The organism is Chryseobacterium sp. LAM-KRS1 (assembly GCF_013184525.1).
GTDB lineage: Bacteria > Bacteroidota > Bacteroidia > Flavobacteriales > Weeksellaceae > Chryseobacterium > Chryseobacterium proteolyticum.
This window is the reverse complement of record NZ_JAAOIZ010000002.1, coordinates 510,780-533,969: the sequence shown is the minus strand read 5'-3', so window position 1 is coordinate 533,969 and position 23,190 is coordinate 510,780. Positions and strand designations below refer to the sequence as shown.

Annotated in this window: 22 protein-coding genes; 10 read left to right on the top strand and 12 right to left on the bottom strand. The window is 37.5% G+C overall.

Going from position 1 to position 23,190, the window contains the following annotated elements; all coding sequences use genetic code 11:
• Positions 1-98: 98 nt before the first annotated feature.
• Positions 99-260 carry a bacteriocin-like protein gene (locus G9C87_RS06290; RefSeq protein WP_172279240.1) on the bottom strand — a complete coding sequence of 54 codons (162 nt, stop codon included), beginning with the start codon at positions 258-260 and terminating at the stop codon, positions 99-101.
• A 179-nt stretch (positions 261-439) separates the two neighbouring features.
• A complete protein-coding gene (locus tag G9C87_RS06285; protein WP_172279238.1) occupies positions 440-1,642 on the bottom strand; it encodes an aminopeptidase C in 1,203 nt (400 codons plus the stop codon).
• A gap of 206 nt (positions 1,643-1,848) precedes the next feature.
• Between G9C87_RS06285 and G9C87_RS06280 the strand changes: the two genes are divergently transcribed.
• The 10 genes from G9C87_RS06280 (at position 1,849) to G9C87_RS06235 (ending at position 12,834) form a co-directional block, all read left to right on the top strand.
• On the top strand, positions 1,849-2,352 hold the full coding sequence (locus tag G9C87_RS06280) for a GbsR/MarR family transcriptional regulator (RefSeq protein WP_172279236.1): 504 nt from the start codon (positions 1,849-1,851) through the stop codon (positions 2,350-2,352).
• Positions 2,353-2,494: 142 nt separating this feature from the next.
• Positions 2,495-3,307 (top strand): DCC1-like thiol-disulfide oxidoreductase family protein, encoded by an 813-nt coding sequence (locus G9C87_RS06275; RefSeq protein WP_172279234.1) that lies wholly within the window; start codon positions 2,495-2,497, stop codon positions 3,305-3,307.
• A complete protein-coding gene (locus tag G9C87_RS06270) occupies positions 3,300-3,764 on the top strand; it encodes an SRPBCC family protein (RefSeq protein WP_172279232.1) in 465 nt (154 codons plus the stop codon). Before G9C87_RS06275 ends, G9C87_RS06270 begins: the two co-directional genes overlap by 8 nt.
• Complete coding sequence (locus G9C87_RS06265; RefSeq protein ID WP_172279230.1) at positions 3,745-4,449, top strand: YqjF family protein; 705 nt, start codon at positions 3,745-3,747, stop codon at positions 4,447-4,449. Before G9C87_RS06270 ends, G9C87_RS06265 begins: the two co-directional genes overlap by 20 nt.
• A gap of 41 nt (positions 4,450-4,490) precedes the next feature.
• A complete protein-coding gene (locus G9C87_RS06260; protein WP_172279228.1) occupies positions 4,491-5,384 on the top strand; it encodes a TIGR01777 family oxidoreductase in 894 nt (297 codons plus the stop codon).
• A gap of 85 nt (positions 5,385-5,469) precedes the next feature.
• Positions 5,470-7,011, top strand: a complete 1,542-nt coding sequence (locus tag G9C87_RS06255) for an alpha-L-fucosidase (protein WP_228456967.1) — start codon at positions 5,470-5,472, stop codon at positions 7,009-7,011.
• Positions 7,011-9,671 (top strand): glycoside hydrolase family 3 N-terminal domain-containing protein, encoded by a 2,661-nt coding sequence (locus tag G9C87_RS06250; RefSeq protein ID WP_172279226.1) that lies wholly within the window; start codon positions 7,011-7,013, stop codon positions 9,669-9,671. Before G9C87_RS06255 ends, G9C87_RS06250 begins: the two co-directional genes overlap by 1 nt.
• Before the next feature lie 100 nt (positions 9,672-9,771).
• Positions 9,772-10,032 (top strand): hypothetical protein, encoded by a 261-nt coding sequence (locus G9C87_RS06245; protein ID WP_172279224.1) that lies wholly within the window; start codon positions 9,772-9,774, stop codon positions 10,030-10,032.
• A gap of 464 nt (positions 10,033-10,496) precedes the next feature.
• Positions 10,497-11,885, top strand: coding sequence for a dihydrolipoyl dehydrogenase (lpdA, locus tag G9C87_RS06240; protein ID WP_172279222.1), 1,389 nt, complete (start codon positions 10,497-10,499; stop codon positions 11,883-11,885).
• A gap of 148 nt (positions 11,886-12,033) precedes the next feature.
• Entirely contained in the window at positions 12,034-12,834 is an 801-nt protein-coding gene (locus G9C87_RS06235; protein ID WP_172279220.1) for a patatin-like phospholipase family protein, read from the top strand.
• 37 nt (positions 12,835-12,871) lie between these two features.
• Here the strand turns inward: G9C87_RS06235 and G9C87_RS06230 are convergent, their stop codons facing one another.
• The 10 genes from G9C87_RS06230 to G9C87_RS06185 form a co-directional block, all read right to left on the bottom strand.
• Positions 12,872-13,312 carry a hypothetical protein gene (locus G9C87_RS06230; RefSeq protein WP_172279218.1) on the bottom strand — a complete coding sequence of 147 codons (441 nt, stop codon included), beginning with the start codon at positions 13,310-13,312 and terminating at the stop codon, positions 12,872-12,874.
• A 76-nt stretch (positions 13,313-13,388) separates the two neighbouring features.
• Positions 13,389-14,084 carry an ABC transporter ATP-binding protein gene (locus G9C87_RS06225; protein WP_172279216.1) on the bottom strand — a complete coding sequence of 232 codons (696 nt, stop codon included), beginning with the start codon at positions 14,082-14,084 and terminating at the stop codon, positions 13,389-13,391.
• 82 nt (positions 14,085-14,166) lie between these two features.
• Positions 14,167-14,721 (bottom strand): hypothetical protein, encoded by a 555-nt coding sequence (locus G9C87_RS06220; protein ID WP_172279214.1) that lies wholly within the window; start codon positions 14,719-14,721, stop codon positions 14,167-14,169.
• Between the two features lie 458 nt (positions 14,722-15,179).
• A complete protein-coding gene (locus G9C87_RS06215) occupies positions 15,180-15,713 on the bottom strand; it encodes a hypothetical protein (RefSeq protein ID WP_172279212.1) in 534 nt (177 codons plus the stop codon).
• Between the two features lie 2 nt (positions 15,714-15,715).
• Positions 15,716-16,975, bottom strand: a complete 1,260-nt coding sequence (locus G9C87_RS06210) for a condensation domain-containing protein (protein ID WP_172279210.1) — start codon at positions 16,973-16,975, stop codon at positions 15,716-15,718.
• Positions 16,972-18,243 (bottom strand): condensation domain-containing protein, encoded by a 1,272-nt coding sequence (locus G9C87_RS06205; protein ID WP_172279208.1) that lies wholly within the window; start codon positions 18,241-18,243, stop codon positions 16,972-16,974. Before G9C87_RS06205 ends, G9C87_RS06210 begins: the two co-directional genes overlap by 4 nt.
• Positions 18,244-18,452: 209 nt before the next feature.
• Complete coding sequence (locus G9C87_RS06200; protein WP_172279206.1) at positions 18,453-19,724, bottom strand: condensation domain-containing protein; 1,272 nt, start codon at positions 19,722-19,724, stop codon at positions 18,453-18,455.
• 3 nt (positions 19,725-19,727) lie between these two features.
• Positions 19,728-22,133: a glycosyltransferase gene (locus tag G9C87_RS06195; RefSeq protein ID WP_172279205.1), complete on the bottom strand. Its 2,406-nt coding sequence runs from the start codon at positions 22,131-22,133 to the stop codon at positions 19,728-19,730.
• Positions 22,126-22,926 (bottom strand): alpha/beta fold hydrolase, encoded by an 801-nt coding sequence (locus G9C87_RS06190; protein ID WP_172279203.1) that lies wholly within the window; start codon positions 22,924-22,926, stop codon positions 22,126-22,128. The genes G9C87_RS06195 and G9C87_RS06190 overlap by 8 nt, the downstream gene beginning before the upstream one ends.
• Positions 22,917-23,189, bottom strand: coding sequence for an acyl carrier protein (locus tag G9C87_RS06185; protein WP_228456966.1), 273 nt, complete (start codon positions 23,187-23,189; stop codon positions 22,917-22,919). Before G9C87_RS06185 ends, G9C87_RS06190 begins: the two co-directional genes overlap by 10 nt.
• Position 23,190 lies beyond the last annotated feature (1 nt).

Genomic DNA, 23,190 nt, shown 5'->3' with positions numbered 1-23,190 from the left:
GCTTTTTTTTTGCATTATTGATTTCATTTAATTTTAATTCAGAAATTTATTATACAAAAAATCCCCTGAAAATTTGGGGATTTTAGCTGTAGAATCAATTAATCTTCAGGACAACTGCTTGACCCTGCATTACATGTCCAGTAACCTGGAAATCCGTTTTTGGGACGATGATAACAAGCTATTCCTTCTGTGCAGTCCGGTGGATTTCCACCACTAATTCTTTTTAATTCAGATTTGGATAATTTTTTTGAATTTTTCATATTGCTTTAATTTGTTGATTAGATTACAAATATAACAGTTTTGGTTTCACTCTTATTGGATTTATGACTAATCAAATAATTCTTATACATAAAATAAAACAGCTTCTGGTTTACAGAAGCTGTTTTTTAACCGAGTAAATATTTAAAATTGTCATCAAATGACAAAGTGATTTTGTTAATTATAAACCGATGTTTTTGGTAGGTTTTAATTGTCTTAAAATATTTTTTGGAATGGCATTCTTATGTACAAGAATAGCAGTTGACTTATATTCAACGTATGGTCTTGTTACATAGATATATCCTTCAAAATCATTGGTAACACCCCATGAGTTCTTTACCATATAATATTCTTTTCCGCTTTGATCTTTTGCTAAACCTACGATATGCATACCATGGTCATCCGTGGTTGAAAGGTTGTTAAGAGCTTTCTGACGCATATCTTCTGTGATCGCTTTGTCTTTTTTCGGTTCTGTAAACAATTCTTTTTTTACTTCAGGAGTGATCTGGTCAAGATCTACATCCGGAACATAAGCCACTCCGTTTTTATATGAAAAATAAGGTTCAGATACATCTGTTGCCCAACCTACAGAATATCCTTTTGAAACTGCATTGTCAACAATTGCAGTCATATCTGTCATCGGAATATTCCAGTCAGAATCATGGCTCCAGTTATCAGGAATCGGGTTTACAAATTTCTGGAAATAAGGATAATCTTTGTAAGAAGATAATTCTACATAATCTTCAGGATTGATTCCTACGACCTCCTTAGCAAATGTTTTCGGAGTGTAGGATTTCCCCTCATATGTAAAGTTAGTCGGAACTTTTCCAAGGTACTCATCCAGAATAACATCCACAGAAGACATCCAGTTGTCGGAAAGTTTTCCTTTAGATGAAGCCTGAACCAAACTATCTAATACAGTCTTTAATTTACCCTGCATTTCCTTGAAGTTGTTGGTCGTTTGTCCGGCTTTCAATCCTGTATACACTTCCTGAGGAACTGCACCGTACTTTTTGTACATATTGATTACATCGTGCAATTCACCTCCGTCTCCCCAACTGATAGCTCCGTTATTTAAAACATATAATTTTGCTTTGTCATGGTAAGAGTTTCTTGCGGTAAAGATTTCTGCCAGGTCTACAGGTTTTTTACCCATACGCTGCATTTCAGACTCAAGAAAAGAGTTCCCCGAGTAGCTCCAGCACGTTCCTGAAGATCCCTGGTTTTTTACTGAAGTAGCACCAACATCTTTAAGAGTCGTAAATTTAAAGTTAGCATTTTGGGATTGATTGTTTTTCAACTTGTTGATCAAGTCATCCTGTGCGAACATCATACTTCCTGCAGACAAAACAAAAAGTAATGAGGCAATTTTGTTATATTTCATTACTAAAAAGATTATTATTGAATAGTCGTTGTAATACAAGATTTGTTACAAAGGAAAAGGTTAAATTTTAAATTGGAGTTATTAGGGTGAAAAAGCAGGAATTCTATGTTACCATAATATAAAAACTTTAAATTTAATTTTCAAAAATTATTGAAAGTTCGAAAATTATTATTACATTTGTAATAGAAATTCAAAAAGAGATCAATATGCAACTTTCAGAGGCGAAGGAAAAATATATTCAGACGTGGGGAACATTTGCTACCAATTGGGGGATTAACCGGACAATGGCACAGGTTCATGCATTGCTTTTGGCAAGTGGAAAGCCATTATCAACAGATGAGGTAATGGAGCAGCTTGAAATTTCAAGAGGAAATGCCAATATGAATTTACGGGCTCTGATGGACTGGGGAATTGTAAAAAAGGAATTTGTAAAAGGAGACCGGAAAGAGTATTTCATTGCTGAAAAAGATGTGTGGTTTCTGTTTAAGCAAATCACAAAAGAAAGAAGAAAAAGGGAAATCGAACCGGTAATTTCTTTTTTAGAAGAATTAAAGAATATTGAAGACCGTGATTCTGATGAAGCCAAAGAGTTTATTAAGTTGATGGAAGATTTTAGTTCGGTTACGGGGAAGATTAATAATATTATGGATCTCGCGATCAAAAGTGATGATCATTGGCTGGTAGGAAAGATCACGAATCTATTAAAATAAGGCTAAAAAGGACAGTGTTCCTTTTTTATTTCAAATAAACTTTCAAAAATTATTGAAAATATAATAATTATGAAAAATTTAATCATTCATTTGTTTTTGATTTTGTACTTCTCGAAAAGAAAATCATTTTAAAATTAAGGATATGAAAACTCTAAAGAACCAGACCCTCATCTACGACAATGAATGTCCTATGTGTAATATTTACTCTAAAGGTTTTATACAATGTGGAATGCTTGATGAAAATGGGAGAGAGGCTTTTAGTGAATTGAGTGTTAAGAGCAGATCGGTTATTGATTATAAGCGGGCAAAAAATGAAATTGCGTTGATTGATCATAGCACAAATGAAGTGATATACGGTCTGGACAGCCTGCTTGCTATTATTGGAAACTCATTTCCGGTATTGGAGAAGATAGCGAGAATACAACCTTTTTACTGGTTTTTCAGAAAATTATATTCTTTTGTGTCATATAACAGAAAACAGATTATTCCATCATCTAAACCTTATACAGAAGAGTCATGTGTTCCCGATTTTAACATGAAGTACAGGATCGGATACATCCTGTTTGTGGTGATTTTTTCCTCCTGTATTTTAAGTGTATTTGTTACAAAAACGGGATTAGGTTTTAGCCGGAATTTTTTAAGGGAATTGGCCATTTGTTTAGGGCAGATCGCTTGGCAAACTGTTTTTTTAAAGGCCTACCTGAAAGATAAAATATGGGATTATATCGGAAATATGATGACTGTTTCCCTGATCGGGACCCTGCTTTTATTGCCTGCTCTCTTTACAGAATTCAATTCTCTATTTTATATTTTTTACTTTGGAATTGTGGTTTTCATGATGCTTCTAGAGCACATAAGACGTTGCAAAATATTGGAATTGAATTTTATTCCGTCCATAAGTTGGATTATTTACAGAACTATTGTCTTGATCACTTTATTGTATTACTATGTCTAGAATTTATTTAAAAACAATCATTAAGGCAGACATCTGTAAAGTTTTTGATCTATCAAGGGATATTGATCTGCATCAGCAATCAACATCCGGTACAGAGGAGAAAGCTATTGCCGGACGTATGCACGGACTTATTGAACTGAATGAAACGGTAACATGGCGTGCAAAGCATCTGGGAATATATCAGACGCACACTTCAAAAATAATCAGTATGGAAAAGCCTCTGGAGTTTACTGATGTTATGCTGAAAGGAACTTTTAAATCATTAAAGCATCAGCACCTTTTCAAACAGGAAGGAAATTACACGATCATGACCGATATTTTCGAATTTGAATCTCCTTTGGGAATGATCGGTATGCTGTTTAATTATTTTTTTCTTAAAAATTACCTCAAAGATTTTTTAGTAAAAAGAAATGAAATCATCAAAAAAATGCAGAATTATGAACTTTTTAAAGGCTGAATGGCGCAAACTGGCGATCATCAATTATGAAATAGATCCTGAAATACTGATAAAATATCTTCCTGAAGGTACAGAACTTGATTTCTATAAAGGGAAATGCTATATAAGTCTTGTCGGATTTATGTTTTTAAATACCAGATTACTCGGTTTACGCATCCCTTTTCACCGCAACTTTGAGGAAGTTAACCTTAGGTTTTATGTGAAAAAAAGAGAAAATAATGCATGGAAAAGAGGAGTGGTCTTTATTAAAGAGATTGTTCCGAAACCGGCCTTAAGCTTTATTGCAAATGCTATCTATAATGAAAATTATAAAACGCTGCCGATGAAAAACGCAATAGCAAAAAAGGAACACGAAATGTTGGTTACATATTCATGGAAAGATAAAACATGGCATTCTATGGAAATTACTGCAGATCTTCAGGCACTTCCTATGGAATCTGATTCTGAATTTGAGTTCATTACCGAACACTATTACGGATTTACAAAAAATGATAACAAGACTTCCGAGTATGAAGTTTGCCACCCTCAATGGAAATATTATCTGGTAAAAGATCATCAGTTGAAGATAGATTTTGAAAGAATCTACGGAAAAGATTTTAAATTTTTGAACATTCAGGATCCTCTGTCTGTAATGCTTGCAGAAGGTTCCGAGATTAAAGTAAAAATAAAAAAATATATTATCTGAAACGGAGTTCAGAATAATTAACCCTCTAAAACCCTAAATTTATGAAAATCATTATTGCAGGCGGTACAGGATTTCTTGGTGAAAACCTGAAAGAGTATTTCCGTGCGAAAGGAAATCAGGTCTATATTTTAACCAGAAATCCTAAAAATGAACACGAAATGTATTGGGATGCAACCCATATCGGCGAGTGGTCACATAAGCTTGAGAGCTGTGATGTCCTGATCAATCTTACGGGGAAATCTGTTGACTGCAGGTATAATGATAAAAACAAAAAAGAAATTTATTCCTCAAGAATTGAAAGTACAAGAGTTCTTCAAAAAGCGGTAGACCAATGCACTGACAAACCGAAAATATGGCTGAATGCAAGTTCGGCAACCATTTATGTGCACTCTGAAAAGAATCTGAATACAGAAGAAAACGGAGTTATAGGAGATGATTTTTCGATGAATATCTGTAAAAGCTGGGAAAAGGAATTCTTTGCCGTGCATCATGATGAGATAAGGAAAGTGGCGTTACGTACTTCTATAGTAATGGGGAAAAACGGAGGAGCTTTCCCAAAACTTTGCCAGGTTACAAAACTAGGGTTAGGAGGAAGACAGGGAAGAGGGAATCAGCATGTTAGCTGGATTCATATTGAAGATTTTTGTCGTGCCATTGAATGGATCATACATCATGAATACATTTCAGGTTGTGTTAATGTGACCGCTCCTCAGCCTTTAACTAATGAAGAATTAATGAAAAAACTACGGAAACGTTTACGAATTCCGTTTGGAATTAATTCCCCTGTGTGGCAACTGGAACTGGCGTCTGTATTTCTCAATACAGAAACAGAATTATTACTTAAAAGCAGAAATGTATATCCGGAAATACTGATGAAAAATGGCTTTCAATTCCTCTATCCTGATATTGATTCTGCTTTACAGAAACTTATCTAGGTTTGAAACCCCATAAAGGATTAGTCTTAGTAAGCTAAAAACAGAAATTTCATCCGCGGGGAGAAAATATTTTTAAAAACCCTGAATGTTTAAAAGCTCTGAAGCTACTCATCAGGAGTCATACAGGGAAGTAATTTTTGCGAGTTTACAGCAGGATGATTACATTAGCAAAAAGTATTTTTTTATGCTGATTCCACAAAAAACTAAAACCTTTTTTCTTTCATCACTTTTCATATCGGCAACCTTTCTTTCACAGGCCCATAATGTTTCAAAAGGCTATGAGAAGCCAACGGACCCTTTGGTTGTGAAAAACCTGGAAGAATGGCAGGATCTTAAATTCGGACTTTTTATGCATTGGGGAACGTACAGCCAATGGGGAATTGTAGAAAGCTGGAGTCTATGCCCGGAAGACGAATCGTGGACTCAGCGTAAGCCTGAACACGGAGAAACATATAATGAATATGTGAAGAATTATGAAAATCTTCAGACAACATTCAATCCAACTCAGTTTAATCCCCGGAAGTGGGCTGATGCAGCTAAAAAAGCGGGAATGAAATATGTAGTTTTTACAACGAAGCACCATGATGGATTTTCCATGTTTGATACGAAAGAATCTGATTACAAAATAACGTCTGCTAAAACTCCTTTTTCTAAAAATCCCAAAGCAGATGTTGTACAAGAAATTTTTACCAAATTCCGTAAAGAGGGATTTAAGATCGGAGCTTATTTTTCTAAACCGGACTGGCATTCCGATGATTATTGGTGGCCTTACTTTCCTCCAAAAGACCGGAATGTAAATTATGATCCTAAAAAATATCCGGAAAGATGGGAACGCTTTAAGAAGTTTACCTGGAATCAGCTCAATGAGATTACTTCAAATTATGGTAAAATAGATATACTGTGGCTGGATGGTGGCTGGGTGCGCCCCTTTAAAACAATTGATCCTGCTGTAGAATGGCAAAAAACCATTAAGGTGGAACAGGATATCGATATGGATAAGATTGGTAATATGGCCCGGAAAAACCAGCCGGGAATCATTATCGTAGACCGTACGGTTCCCGGAAAATGGGAAAATTATGTAACTCCGGAACAGGCAGTGCCCGATCAGCCTCTTTCAATTCCCTGGGAAAGCTGTATTACCATGGGAGATTCTTTTTCTTACGTACCTAATGATCATTATAAGTCCTCCCAAAAGATCATTGAAACCCTCATTAAAATCATTTCAAGAGGAGGAAACTATCTGATGAATATTGCTCCCGGTCCTAATGGGGATTATGATGCTGTGGTATATGAAAGGCTGAAAGAAATATCCGGTTGGATGGATAAGAATGGGGCAGCTGTTTTTGCAACAAGAACCTTGGCTCCTTTTCATGAAGGGGACTTTTATTACACCACGAGCAAAGACGGAAAAACGGTGAATGTATTCCATACCGATGAAAAAACAAGTTATGCAGCTCCTTCTGACCTGAGTTTTTCAGTCCCTGAAAACTTTACCCCTAAATCCCTGAAAATTCTGGGTATTGATTCGAAGGTACAGTGGAAGCAGAAAGGAAACAGCATTGAGGTGCACCTGCCTTCAGAACGTAAACAGCTCATATATTCAACTGTAATTCAACTACAGAAATAATGAAGTTCCGTTTTCGATTTCCAGGAATCGCTTTGCTATTAAGTCTAAGCTTTGTTTCCGCTCAAAAACCACTGTATAAAGATTCAAAACAACCTGTTGAGCTAAGGGTTCAGGATCTGCTCAAAAGAATGACGCCTGAAGAAAAGTTCTGGCAGTGTTTTATGATTCCCGGAGACCTGGATCATGTTTCCAAAGATCAGTACCGGCATGGGATTTTTGGATTACAGGTGAGTGCCACCAATCAAGGAGATGGTGTAGCCGGACAAATGCTAAAATATAATGCAGATGAGGATGCAGAGAGACTGGCGAGAAAAATCAATAGTATTCAGAAATATTTTATTGAAGAATCAAGATTGGGAATTCCGATTATTCCATTTGATGAAGCTTTACACGGTTTAATGAGAGAAGGCGCTACGGCCTTTCCACAAGCCATTGCTTTATCTTCATCTTTTAATCAAGGGCTGATGAAGGAAGTCTCCATGGCGATTGCAAAAGAATCGAAACTGAGGGGAATCCGTCAGATCTTAACTCCTGTAGTTAATTTGGCCAGTGATGTGAGATGGGGCAGAACAGAGGAGACATATGGAGAAGACCCGTTTTTGACCTCCGTGATGGGAACCGGTTTTGTAAGCTCATTCGAAAATACAGGAATCATTACAACGCCTAAACATTTTCTTGCGAACGTGGGGGAGGGAGGAAGAGATTCTTATCCTATCCACTGGAGCAAAAGATATCTGGAAGAAACCCACCTTATTCCGTTTTTTAAAGCATTTACAGAGGGAAAAAGCAGATCTGTAATGACTTCTTATAATTTGTTGGATGGAAGACCTGCCACAGCAAACCACTGGTTGTTATCAGAAAAATTGAAAAAAGAATGGAATTTTAAAGGATTTGTAATCAGTGATGCAAGTGCAGTTGGTGGTGCCAATGTATTGCATTTTACGGCAAAAGATTATGAGGATGCCTCAGCTCAGGCAATTAATGCAGGTCTGGACGTAATTTTTCAGACGGATTACGAGCATTACCGATTATTTATTCCATCATTCCTGGACGGAAGAATATCTCAGGAGAGAATAGATGATGCTGTTTCGCGGGTACTGAGGGCTAAATTCGAACTCGGGTTATTTGACGATCCATACATATCCGATAAAGATATTGAGGGCTTAAAAAAGCTTAATTATGCAAGTCTTGCAGAAAAAGCTGCAATAGAGTCTTTTGTCTTGCTTCAGAACAAAAACAACACACTCCCTGTTTCCGCAAATGCAAAAAGAATCCTTTTAGTAGGTGCTGATGCGACGGAAGCCAGATTAGGCGGGTATTCAGGACCGGGAAATCATAAGGTGAGTATATTGGAAGGCATTAAGAACTTTTGCTCAAAGAAAGGGATTGAGGTAGTATATGCTAAAGGAATTGAGCGGAATGTGAAAGATGTACTGACTGTTCCTGCTGAATTTTTATCTTTTGGAAATCAAAAGGGCTTGAAAGGATTTTATTTTTCAAATAGTGAATTCAAAGGAAATCCTGCATTTGAAAGACAGGATGAACAGATTAATTTTCAATGGACTTTGTATTCTCCTGATGTGGAAAAGCTTCAGCCGGATAATTACAGTGTGCGTTGGACCGGGCAATTAAAAGCTCCGGATTCAGGCAAGTATCGGTTGGGCCTTCGTGGAAATGATGGTTTCAGATTATATCTGGACGGCAAACTGGTTGTAGATCAGTGGGAAAAGCTAAGCTATTCCACTCAAACCACAGAAATAGATTTTGTTAAAAATAAAAGTTATGATCTTCAGATCGAATTTAAAGAAAACAGGGGCGAAGCTCATATAGAACTGATATGGAATTATGGTGTAGAAGATCAGAAAAAGAATTTTAATGAAGCCTTGGAACTGGCAAAAACGGCAGATCATATTATTGTCACCGCAGGAATTCATGAAGGCGAGTTTCAGGATCGCTCATCTTTAGCCCTTCCCGGAAATCAGGAAGACTTTATTCATCAGGTGTCGAAGTTAAGTAAACCGACTACCGTGGTCTTAGTCGGAGGTTCAGCAATAAAAACAACAAAGTGGAAAGATGAGGTCGGAGCTATTTTAGATGTATGGTATCCTGGAGAGCAAGGGGGAAATGCAATCGCAAAAGTTCTTTTTGGGGACGAAAACCCATCCGGAAAACTGCCGGTTACGTTTCCACAGGAAGAAGGGCAGCTTCCGTTAACGTATAACCATCATCCTACCGGCAGGGGAAATGATTATTATGACCTGAGTGGCGAGCCATTGTATCCCTTTGGATATGGATTGAGCTATACGACTTTTGAGATTTCGGATTTACAATTGAACAAGACCCAATATCACACAAACGATACCATTATTGCGAAGGTTACTATTAAAAATACCGGAAAGGTGAGTGGAAGCGAAGTTGTCCAACTCTATGTAAGAGATAAATTGGCTTCAGTTTCCAGACCTGTTCTTGAACTAAAAGGATTTCAGAAAGTATATCTGAAACCGGGAGAATTAAAGAAGGTATCTATAGAAGTTCCCGTAAAAGATCTGAAGTTTTTGGATGAGAAAATGAACTGGATCGTAGAAAAAGGGACTTACCGTATTATGATTGGAAACTCTTCCAAAAATCTGACTTTAAAGCAGGATGTTGAAGTTCAGTAATTTAAGATTGTGGTATGATATATGTAATATTTACTCCGAACCTGAATGAAGTTAATTAATTATATTTTTTTTATTAAAATCATTCACAAAAGTAAAGGTCATGAACAAGTTTTTTATAACAACAGTAGTATTAATAGGTTTATCGATGAATGTCCAGGCTCAGAGGCGCCCGGCACCTCCGCCACATCCTTCGAGAACCGAATTGATAGAAAAGAAATCGCAAGAGCTGGAAAGAAAATACAATCGGGAAAGGAAACTTATTTTGAACCATCCGCTGGCTACCAAAAAGATGAAAAGAGACCAGTTAAAGGCTTTGGATGAGAAGTACATGATTGAAAAAAAATTATTGAAAAAACTATAATACTCCGGAATTTATATACGACTCAAAAGAGCAGGAAATACCTGCTCTTTTTTATTATGTTATTTTAAAACTCAGTATATCGGATCGTTATTAATTAAACCAATCGGCACGGAACTTCCAAATCTTTTGTAAGATAGTAACTAGTGCACGCATTTTTATTGCCTATTTCCTATAAACCAGCTAATCACGAATTAGCTGAGACTATGAAAGTACCGGTGATTATTTAAAAGCTGAAATAACAGGGATTTTTTAGGATTATTAAAATTGAAATTGTTTCGGGAGAAGATTTTGTATTGTGAAATTTTTTGTATAATATAATATTTGTTATGAATATTTTGTTGTGTTATGTTTTTTATTAATTATAATCACATGAAATTTTCTATATGATTCATTATTGGATGAATTTGCATAAACGTGAATCATCCCATATTTTTTCCTTAAATTCGCATAAAAATTTTAAGCTAATGAATTACGATATTATTGTCATCGGAAGTGGTCCTGGTGGATATGTTACAGCGATTAGAGCGGCACAGTTGGGTTTCAAAACTGCAATTATCGAAAAAGAGAATTTAGGTGGAATTTGCCTTAACTGGGGATGTATACCAACTAAAGCTTTATTGAAATCTGCTCAGGTTTTTCATTATATTAATCATGCTGAAGATTATGGTTTAAATAAAGTAGAGCCAAGTTTTGAATTTCCAAACGTAATTCAAAGAAGCCGTGGTGTTGCCAACAAAATGAGCAAAGGAATCGAGTTCTTAATGAAAAAAAATAAGATCGATGTTATCCTTGGTACGGCTAAAGTTTTAAAAGATAAAAAGGTATCTGTTACAGATAAAGACGGTAAAGTGACTGAATATGCAGGAAGTCATATTATCATTGCAACAGGTGCACGTTCAAGAGAATTACCGAATTTACCACAGGATGGTAAAAAAGTAATCGGATACAGACAGGCATTATCTCTTCCTGAGCAGCCAAAATCTATGATTGTTGTAGGTTCAGGTGCAATCGGAGTAGAGTTTGCCGATTTCTATAACACGATGGGAACAAAAGTGACTATTGTTGAGTTTATGCCGAACATTGTTCCTGTAGAAGATGAAGAGATCTCTAAACATCTTGAGAAATCTTTGAAAAAATCAGGAATCGAGATTATGACCAATGCTTCTGTAGAAAGCGTGGATACCAGCGGAGAAGGTGTAAAAGCAAATGTAAAAACTGCTAATGGAAACATTACCCTGGAAGCTGATATTTTACTTTCAGCGGTTGGTATTGCTGCCAATATCGAAAATATAGGATTGGAAGAAGTAGGAATCCAGACAGATAAAGGAAGAGTTTTGGTTAATGAGTGGTATGAAACTTCAGTTCCCGGATACTATGCCATCGGTGACCTTATCCCGACTCAGGCCTTAGCACACGTAGCTTCTGCAGAAGGAATTACATGTGTTGAAAAGATCAAAGGCTTGCACGTAGAGAAAATTGATTATGGCAATATTCCTGGATGTACTTACTGTCACCCTGAAGTTGCTTCTGTAGGTCTTACAGAAAAGCAGGCTAAGGAAAAAGGATATGAAATCAAAGTAGGTAAATTCCCTCTTTCTGCAAGTGGTAAAGCAACTGCAAACGGAAATACAGATGGTTTCATCAAAGTTATTTTCGATGCTAAATATGGAGAGTGGTTAGGATGTCATATGATCGGTGACGGAGTAACTGATATGGTTGCCGAAGCTGTTGTTGCAAGAAAATTAGAGACAACAGGGCACGAGATCATTAAATCTATCCACCCGCACCCAACTGTTTCTGAAGCAATCATGGAAGCAGCTGCGGCAGCTTATGGAGAAGTGATCCACATTTAATCTATAATACAGAAATATTTAAAAGCCCAGATTATTCTGGGCTTTTTTAATATAGTTTATGCCGGGATATTTATTAAAATAATTTTAAAATTAGAATATTTCAAAAAAATAATCAGATTTTCTCGACCTGTTTTCTTAATTTTATTCTATGAATCTTGAGAAAGTAGGGCTTGTTTTATCAGGTGGCGGTACCAAGGGTATTGCACATGCCGGAGTTTTAAAATTCCTGATTGAGAAGAATATTGATATTGATGTATTGTCTTGTTGCAGTGCAGGTTCTATCGTAGGATGCCTGTATGCAGTAGGTAAAACACCTGAAGAAATTCTGGAATTCTTCAATTCGGTTTATTTTTTTAACTGGAAGCATTTTACATTCAACCAGCCCGGGCTGGTATCCTCCATTATTTTTACCAACTATTTAAGACCCATTTTTCAGGATATGAAACTGAAAGATCTGGATAAAGAGGTTAAGATCGTAGCTACGGAACTGGTGTCCGGGACGCAGAAAATTTTTGATGAAAATTTTAAAGTTACAGATGCAATTATTGCCTCATGTTCTATTCCCGGGATTACAACGCCTTATATCATCGGCGAAGAGATGTATTGTGATGGAGGAGTATTAAATAACTTTCCTGCGGATATCATCAGGGAGGAATGTGATAAGCTGATCGGGGTTTTTGTATCTCCGCCCCATGAAATCGATATTAAAGATTTAAAATCCATTAAAGCTATTGTTTCACGCTCTTATGACCTTCTTTCGTACAGAATAGAGAAAGGAAAGTTCGATTATTGTGATTGGTTCATTACCTCACAGGATCTTTCCAATTACGGAACTTTTGAAAGGAAAAAGGATCGTCTTGAAGAGATTTTCAATATAGGCTATAATTCGGCAAAAGAAAGTTTTGCAGAGAGTAATTTTTATACCCAGATCAAACAATTAGGTACATAAAATAAAAACTCCCGCATCCAATGCGGGAGTTTTTATTTTACTTTTTTACCACGATTCCATCCTGTTGTACCACAGTATTACCACTTTCATCACTTACAACGAGCGTATAGGGTGCTTTCGTTGCTGAATCGGTGAGGTAATTTCTCCAGACCTGGTAATGAAATCCTTTATTTACGAAATCATAATAATAATTACCTCCGGAACCATCTGGAACAAGCTCTCCGTCACTGATGATCATATTAGGTTTTGAGGTAAGTTTTGAATTGGCTCCCCATGCCTGATAAAGGTATTTTCCGTTAGGTTGAAGATCGATCCGTATTTTAAATTTCTTTGTTTTAATAATAACGGTTTTGGGAACCTGCTGGATATATTCTGAACTGTTTTCAGTTTTTATAACCGGATTTTCATTAGCAACATATGCATAAACTGGAGAAGATAATGCTATAATAAATGTGCCCATTAAGATTGTTCTGATCATGGCAATAGGTTTTAAAATTAGATTACCTGAATCTAATCAAATATAAAGCCATTAAACAATCAATACAATTTAAATCTTAGCTGGTATGGCTTGCAAAAGCTTCTTCCAGGCTGCCGAATTTTCCTTTGAATTCTTCAATCGGACAATCCTGAAGGATATTTCCTTTATGGATAAGAATTACCCGTGAGCATAATGCTTCAACCTCCTGCATAATGTGGGTTGACAGCAGAACGGTTTTTTCTTTACCGATCTCTTTTACTACATTTCTTATTTCAATAATCTGATTAGGATCCAGACCGTTGGTAGGTTCGTCAAGAATGAGAAGATCAGGCTGATGTAGAATAGCCTGTGCCAAACCAACCCTCTGCTTATATCCCTTGGAAAGCTGACTGATTTTTTTCGATTTTTCAGGAGTGATCCCTACAAGCTCTATCACTTCATTAATTCGTGTTTCAGGGATTTTATGAATATTAGCCACAAATTGCAAATATTCTTTAACATACATTTCCAGATACAGAGGATTATTTTCAGGAAGAAAACCAATATTCTTCTTAGCTTCTATCTCATATTCCGAAATTTCTTTATCATTAAAGATGATTTGCCCTTCATCTATTTTTAAAGCTCCGACAATGGATTTCATTAAAGTAGATTTTCCTGCGCCGTTAGGTCCCAGAAGGCCAATGATTTCATTTTTATCAATGGAGATGTTAATCAGGTTAAGGGCGGTTTGGTCACCAAATTTTTTGGTTAAATTGATTATTTGAAGCGACATAGGGTGTAATGATCTTTTTGCAAAAATAAAATAAAAAAACTCATTCTTAGGAATGAGCTCTGCTATATTGTAAAAATAATTATTATTTTTTCGTTTTCTTATTTTTATTGCCGGAATTATAAGATGATGCTGAAGTGTCCGGCTTATTGGAATGAACATTGTTCATCATGGCAGTCCTCTCATACAGAGATGATTTCCCATTTGTTTTTCCGAAGATTTTATCGACCTGCTTCTTATTTAAGAATTGAGATTTTCCAACATATTTTCGGTTTTTATTAATGAACTGGATAAACTGAACGGTTGGCTGGCCATAGTTTTTCTCGTAATGGAGCTCAATGATATCGTTTGGAAGCTCCAAAGCGATGTTTCCTTCTGGAAGGGAAATAAACCCGTCCGTAATCAGTTTATATAGATCAGAGACATCTCCGTTCAGGTTTTGAAAAGAAAAAGATCTGAAAGTATTGAGGTTGCTGGTATTAAGATCCTGGTAATTGATAGTGAATTTATCCTCCTTTTTATATAAGCCAACAGAGTTATCTTTACCAATTTCCACTAGAGTCTCATTTTTTAACACTTTAATTTGTGCAAAAATTGAAATACCGAACAGACAAGTAAATAGTAAAATTATTTTCCTCATTGGATTGATTTTTAACATTTTATAATATGGCGTCCTTGCAATTCCGGGATCAGATAGCATTAAAAACTTCGTCCCTAAAGCAAAAGTAACATTTTTTTTTGATATTTATTTTTGAAATATGCGCTATGTTATGCGCAACATCTAACTCTAACGCAAAAGAGTTTATTCCGAATCACGCTGAATTACCCGGCTGTTCACGAAAATGTAAAAGAGTAATATGATTTTGGATAACAGAAAGTTGCGGGGAACAGATCACCCGGAATAGATATCCGGTAAGAAATGGGTAAAATAAATTTTTCATGTGTTTTAATTGTGTTACTAAGACAAATCTATGATATTAAATTTAATTAATTCAATTTATCCCAAAAGTTTGGAAAATTTTTGAACAGTGACCCTACAATGGCAGGTCTTTATGTTTTGAACAGATGAGTCTGATAAACACGGAATTTACTATTCAATTATTCTGAAGTGTTTGCTGGAACAGGTTTATACAGGTATTTCCTTAGTTTATTAACGGGTAAATAGACGGAAAGTACAGACAGTATTCCTGCAAGTGCTCCTACGAGTATGGCCATTGCCATAGCATCGAGCTTGTAGTTTGTTGAAAATTTGTACTGAGCAAATACCAGAAGAGAAAGTACAAGAAGCCCACTGATAACACCATGTAATATACTGAATTTCGTCATGAACTTTTTTGTATTCAGCTTGTTATCTACCATGAATTCTATTGTTCCCTCTTCTGCAGCGGCAGTGACTCTTTTGGTGATATCGATCGTGAGGATAACCGGCAGGAAAATGGCCATTGGCAAGGTTAGCCGGGCCAGATTCTGGGTACCTGAGAAGAAATGAGTATAACCCAGCTCGTGAAAGCTTGCATAGGCAATAATAAAATTAAGAAATGCATTCGGAAGAACATAGTAGATCGTCCGCGTTAATAAAAAGCGTTTGAGAGTGGTTTTCTTTTTTATAGTAGGGGATTTATCCGTTTTCATGTTTAGTTCTGTAAAGATACAGTAAGTAGTTCAAGGGCTTTATCTTTAATTTCTGTGGCTTTCTGTCTGGATAGGAAATCTTCATTCGACATAAGCGTAAAATCCATTTCCTGCTTGTAGGTAGTGGTAACCAGGGTGTTCGAATTGAGCCAAGGAAAAGCAACGGTGGGACTCATAATCGTTTCGAGCTCAAAACGCTGATATTGATCCGGAATATTAATTTTTCCCATGTTGGATAGGGTAATATCATGTCCGCCATGGGTTGATTTAAGCATGCTGATCATGCGTTCGACAAGCGGGTGCATCTGTTCACCCATCCAAAGAAGTTCCCGTGCTTCTATTTTTTCTAATTTCTCAAGAAGGTCTTTTTTGATGTGTCCTGCCTGGTCAAATATCCCATGATTTCCTTTTTTCAATGATAGTTCTATGGTAGGAGCAAAAGCAAATACATGATCCTGCTTTATTTCCGGAATAAAATGGCGCACGTCCACGGGGCTGATCACTTTTCTTTTAGCCTCAGCTCCCCGGATTTCCTGAAATGCCTGCATGAATGAAGCACACAACAGCGAGTGTACAGAAACACCATGCGCTTTACACTTGCTGGTGATCTGGTTCGTTATTTCCGGGTTCAGTTTCCAATGGATCACATAGTTTTTTCCAAGATTTCTTTTTTTACTTTTCTTTTGCATCAGAAAGAAGAGCCTGGCCATAAGCAGGTATAGCCTTGCTTTGCGTACTTTCTTTTTGGTATTAAAACCGGAAGGCAGGAAGTCATCAACTGAGCTGAATGCCTGGTATGTATCCAGTTCCATAGTTGGATCATCCAGCAGGCAGAGAAGCTCCCGCATCAGAGTTACCTGGGAAGTTCCATCACAAATGCAGTGGGGAAGTACCCAGAGAATTTCGGAAACCTCATTTCCTTTAATCCATACCAGTTGAGCCAAAGGTTTCCGATGATCTTCAAACATGCGGAACCATTCTTTTTCAGACTCACGCAACCAATCTTCATCGGATTCCCGGTCTATGATCCGAAGGGGAATGGCTTCCATCTCTCTTTCTTCTATAAAAAAGGGATATTGCTCAGTATCGGTATCGATCCTGGATCTGAGCAAAGAATGTTTTTTCTGGATTTTTTCTAAAGCTGTTTTAAAATCTGCTTCATGAAGTGTTCCTTTGATCTTTGCTGTAAATACGCAATTGAGGGGTGTTCCGGAATCAACATACATGATTCTCTCCACCATCATTAGTTTTCTCTTGATCATGATACTGCTGAATATTCAAGTTTTAATTTTATAGTATCAAGGATGTCCTTACGAATGGCCTGTGCATCTGAGTAAGGTAGATATCCTTCACTACCGATAAAGCAAAAATCCATTTCTCCCTGAAAGGTTGAAACTACAAATCCGGTAGTCTGGCCCAGAGGGCCCAAAGCTGAAGGGCTGAAAACGGTATCTACGGTAAAGTTCCTGTATTCATGGGGCACCTGAATAAGGCCAAGATTAGAAAGCATACAGTCATTGGTTGCTTTTCCATTTCTCAGGATTCTCGTGAAATTATCCAGGGCATAATGCCATGATTCAATGATCATCATCTTGGTATATGGATCCAGTTTTGAGGTCTTACGCTTCACGTGCTTCTGCATCTTCCGTACATTATCCAGAAAATTCAATTTTTCATTAATCGAAACTTCAACCATCAGCCCGAAGGCAAAAATATGATCATGTTTGATTTGTGTTGTTAGACGTCTGATATCCACAGGGCAGCAAATTTTATTCAATGCAGCTTTCCCCCTTATTTTTTTAAATGCCTGAAGAACAATTGCACAAAGAAAAGTATTCACGGTAAAACCATTGGATTTACAATAGGAAATTACTTGTTGAGTCATTTCCTTGTCAAACTTCCAATGGATCATATAATCGTTTTGCCTCTCTATTGGTTTTTTGTTTACAGGAGCATATTTAATGATGGTAGATGCCACTCTGCCGAGTACTTTTGCTTTAAGCTTATGCCTTCGGCTGTTTAAGATGTTTGCAGGAACAATATCCTGGATTCCGAGGATAGGATTCTCTACACCAATATCGGCGGAAGGGTTGTCCAATACCTGTAAAAACTCATACAATAATGTCATTGCGGAACCTCCATCGCATAAACAATGGTGAAATGAGAAAAACATGTCTGAAACTTCTTCTCCTTTGATCCATACAAACCTTATCAGGGGGAACTTTTCATGATCGAAAGGCATATACCATTCTTTCATGGATTCTTTCTGCCAGTCGTCTTCTCCCTGCCGGATCACAATTCTTATAGGAATGGGTACAACTTTCTGGGGCACTTCAAACCATGGAAGGTTTTCTTCGTCATGGGTTACATGTGCTTTTAACCAGGGATGTTTATTTTGAAGCAAAGCCAGAGCCCGCTGAATTTCTTCCAATTTGAACGTACCCCTTAATCTGAACGGGATAATGCCATTAAAAGCCTCTGTTCCATCTCCTAATATCATTCGTTCTCCAAATAGTAGTTTTCTTTTCATAGGTTATATCAAATTAATGTTTTTCTTGTTTTTTATGCAAAAAGCTTTCTGATCATTCCAACCTACATTCTTGCTGTCTGCTGCAAAGAGATCCAAAATGGATCTCTTTAGTTTTATATCATTCCGTTTACTTCATCTGCTTCCCGAATAATACCGGACAAGAAGTAACTTTATCAATCTTTTAGTTCATATCACTGATTTTTATCTGATCATAATACTTCGGCATATTCCAGTTTAAGTTGAATGGACTCAATCATCTCATCACGTATGGCTAAAGCTTCAGTGTATGGTAAATATCCCTCACTACCCATAAAAGAAAAATCCATTTCTCCCCTGTAGGTAGATGTTACCATGGTTGTTGTATTACCCAGAGGACCGATTACAGAAGGACTGAATATGGTTTCAACGGAAAATTCTTTATAGTTCTCAGGAATCTGGATCCTTCCCAGATTGGAGAACATACAATCATTGGTAGACCTTCCTTGTTTCAGAAGCCTGGTGAAGTTTTTCAGGGCATCGTGTCCGGACTCCATTACCATCATTACCATGTACGGGTTAAGCTTGGATGTTTTACGTTCCACATCTTCCTGCATAAGCGTCAGATTGTCTTCAAAGCTCACTTTTTCATTGGATGATAGGGTAATCATCAGCCCGAAAGCAAAGATATGATCCTCTTTTATCTGTGAGGCAAAACGTCTGATATCTACAGGACAGGAAACTTTATTGAAAGCCGCCGGACCTTTTACTTTCTTAAAAGCCTTAAGTAATGAAGCGCTCAAAAAAGTATTCACGGTAACCTTCATGGCTTTACAGTAAGAGATCAGTTGGCTGCTTGTCTCACGATCAAATTTCCAGTGGATAAAGTAGTCATTTTTCCGGTCAATGGCTTTTTTGTTCACGGGCATGTATTTTATCGCTGTGGCAGCGACTCTCCCGATAAATTTTGCTTTCAGACGCTGTCTCCGGTTCAATAAAATAGCTGATGGAACCACATCCTCAATTCCCAATATCGGATTCTCTGTTCCAATATCTGTCAATGGATTATCCAATACCTTTAGAAATTCATCTAAAAATGCCATTGCAGAACCACCGTCAGACAGACAATGATGGAAAACAAAAAGCATATCTGATACTCCTTCTCCCTTGATCCATACAAACCGGATAAGAGGAAATTGGTCATACTTAAAAACGGTTTGCCATTCCTTTATGGATTCTTCCTGCCAATCGTTTTCCCCTTTTCTGACCACAGTTCTTACAGGAATAGGAACAATAGGATCCGGTACTTCAAACCACGGTACTTTCTTTTCATCATGTATGATGAGTGCTCTCAGCCAAGGGTGCTTGGCCTGGATCTGATATAAGGCATGCCGCACGTCTTCTTCCCTGAAATCTCCTTTTAACCGGAAGGGAATAATTGCATTGAAGGGTTCCGTTCCATCCCCCAGCAACATGCGCTCACCAAATAACAATCTTCTTTTCATGATTTAAACAGAAACTAATGTTGATTGTTCTTGTTGTACAAAATTCTCCAGTAGCTCTACAGCCTTATCATTACCTCCGGCAGTAAGGAATGTTGTCTGAACTTCTTTTGCTGCATTGCGGTAAGCAGGATCTTCCAGCAATTCAAAAACCGTTTCACGGAGTGAATCTATGCGTAATCTTTTATAACGGATACTCTTGCCACAACCAGCCTGTTCGATGAGCTTTGCGATGTGGAAATGATCGTAGGCAATCGGTGTGATCAGCATTGGTAATCCGTTACGGAATGTATCATTAACTGTATTAAAACCTCCGTGGCAAATTACCATATCCATATGAGGCATTAATGCCGATTGAGGTACAAAACTGTTTACAATGAAATTAGAAGGCCATTCTTCAAAAATATCCGGTGGCGTGGCCGCAACGATAGTTACCGGCTGATCCGCGAATGCCGCAATGATCTTTTCGAAAAAGGCTTTTCTGATGTCTACAAGGAGTGTTCCTAATGATACAAATATTTTGGGTGTAGTAGCCGCATGCAAACGATCCCAGTCAAAAGGAGCATCATTGGGACGTCCTTTCACAGGACCTACAAATTTCATATGGTCAGGTACTGTTTCAAAACCTGCGAAAGCCTGAGATGTAAATACAAGGTTTAATTTATGGGAATGGATGAAAATTCCATCATCATCAATCCCAACTTCTTTTTGGAGATCTTTGATGAGGTTTTGTTGCCATTCAAATATTTTTGGAGCACTTTTTTCTGTATCTCCCATAACATCTGGAGGTACAGGAGTAGTTGTTACACATGGAATATTGTGTTTATGAGCAAAAAGGGCACCACCGAAAGTAATACAGTCATTAACGATAACATCAGGTTTCCAGTTTTCAGTAAGACGGCTTAATCCGGGCATCATCATTTTGGCAAAAGGAACATAAGTTTCCTCTAATGCCAGTTTCATAACTTCAGGCCCGGAACAGGCGGGTCCGTCATCCTGTCTTTTTAAAATACGTTTGATCTCATCCTGATAGGGAATAAGATCTTCTTCAGGGTAGAAATACGATCCTCCTTCCGGAATATGTTCATCTCCTAGCGGGGTAATCCCGAACCATTTTACTTCGTGTCCTCTTGCTATAAGGCTTACACCGACGCTCAGAGTAGGACTGATATGTCCAAAAAAAGGAGGGATAACAAAAAGGAATTTCGAACGGGATTTTATCTTTTGTGTGGCATCGGTAATAGCTTTTTCCAGTAAATTGGCAGCTGTTACCGTACCTCCGGCCTCAATAAAAGACTGACGGATGATTTCTGCTGCTTTACGATAATCAGGATTGTTAAGGATCTGCTGTACCGCCTCTTTTAAATGGTTTGATTTGAACCGGTTAAAATTAAGACGCTCACCCGCTCCTGTACGTACTACACGTCCTGCAACATGGGACTGGTCATAGGCAATCGGAATAACAACCAACGGCAGTCCGTTTGAAAGCGTTTCGGATACCGTATTATGTCCCCCATGGCAAACGACACCATCAAGATGCGGCAAGAGATCCAATTGGGGAACCTGCTGATATACCATGAAATTTTCCGGCCAGCTGTCGAAAAGCTGAGGATCTGAAACAACTACAACCGTTAGGTCTTCATCTTTAAATGCGTCAATTACTTTTTGGAAAAAAGCTTTTTTATGATCATGATCGAAAGTCGTACCGATACTTACAAGAATTTTCTTTTGAGTGCTGCTGTTAAACCTTTCCCAGTCGAACTCACAGGATATCCGGCGTTCCGTTAGAACAGGACCTGTAAACTGGTAATTGGAAGGTAGTTCCATTTCACCAAAGAAATATCTGGACGTTAAAACCATTGTTAAGAGGTCTGAGGAAGCCAAAGAATAGTCTTCCATTATTCCCAGTTCCTTTTGCAGTTCAATGATTTTATTTACTTCCCACTCATGAACCTTTGGTAATTCATCCATGATTTTGATGGCAGCGGGTGCAGTAACAGTAGTACTGTAAGGAAGGTTTAGCTTTTTTGCAGCAATAGCAGCTGCAAATAGCTGATGATCACCGATTACAAGGTCAGGTTTATAAGAATCGAGTAAATGGACAATACCATTATAGCAATGCCTGTTCAGTGGGATAAGTACATCATCGTAAAGAAATTTGATGCTGTCTATACCGTATACTACTTTTTTGGAAATAATATCCAGGTACTGTTCGCTATCTCTTTTTTCTTCGTCAGTTTGATCGTATTGGATAAGCAGGAGCTCTCCTCCTGCCGGAAGTTTGGTATTAAGATTTTTGTCAAGACTGATCCATGCCACTTCATGTCCTCTGTTCAATAATTCAGCCCCGATACTCAGGGTAGGGTTGACATGGCCCGTCAACGGTGGAACAACAAATACAAATTTAGCCATGATTTTGTGTTAAGGTGTTAGATTTAGATAATGATTTGGATAAAAAATGCACAATAGCCTCAGCGATCTGAGCGGGTTCCTGTATCGGGATATTATGATCTCCAGGAATGAGTTCAAGTTTTGCCTGGCCGAGTTCTTTCTCTAGCCATTCTCCCGTAGGACGACAATTGGACTGATTCCCATATAAAAGCAATGCCGGAACATTTATCTTTGTAAGATCGGTTTCAGTAAAGAAATCTTTCTCTCTGATCATATCCGCTTTGATACTGGTCTCATAAAACAGGAATTCATACATTCTGTGATTTTTTTCCATTTGCCTTTTGCCCATCTGCACTTTTGTAGTGTCTGTAAAGTTGGCTACATAATGTTCCAGGAATTCCTTACTGTACTGATCGATAATCCCCCGGGTTTCTTCATCCCTGGGATCAGGAGCTTCCATAATTACAAGCTGGTCTATACGGTCTGCATATTTCAATGCTGTTTTCAAAGCAATAAGTCCCCCGAAACTATAACCTACCAAATGAACTTTTTTCAGGTCAAGGAAATCAATAAGGCCAAGAAGATCGGAAGCCATATTTTCAAGATCGTATCCATCGAGTATACGTTCACTCATTCCATGGCTTTTTAAATCATACATTACTACGTGGTAATGCTGTGCCAGGATGGGTGCTATGTTAAAATAGTAAATGGACAGATTACTGAACATCCCATGGATAAGCACAACCGTTTCCCGGGCACCTTTATTAAGTTCCTGAATATGAATTTTCCTGTTATCAACTGTAATTATTGGCATTCGTAAATATAATTGATGATCATACGGAGATCCAGGTTGATCAGCTGGTCGAGGTCCATAGAAGACAACCACCCTGTAAAATCAATCTGATCTCCAAAATGTGCTTTTATTTTTTCTGAGAAAGAGACAATTTCTATACTGTCCATTTCAAGATCTTTAGTAAATGAACTCTCCGGAGTGATATCCATCTCTTCAACAAATTCCTCTCCTATAACTTCAGTGATAAAACCTTTCAAAAGAGTGAATAATTCCTCGTGATTCATT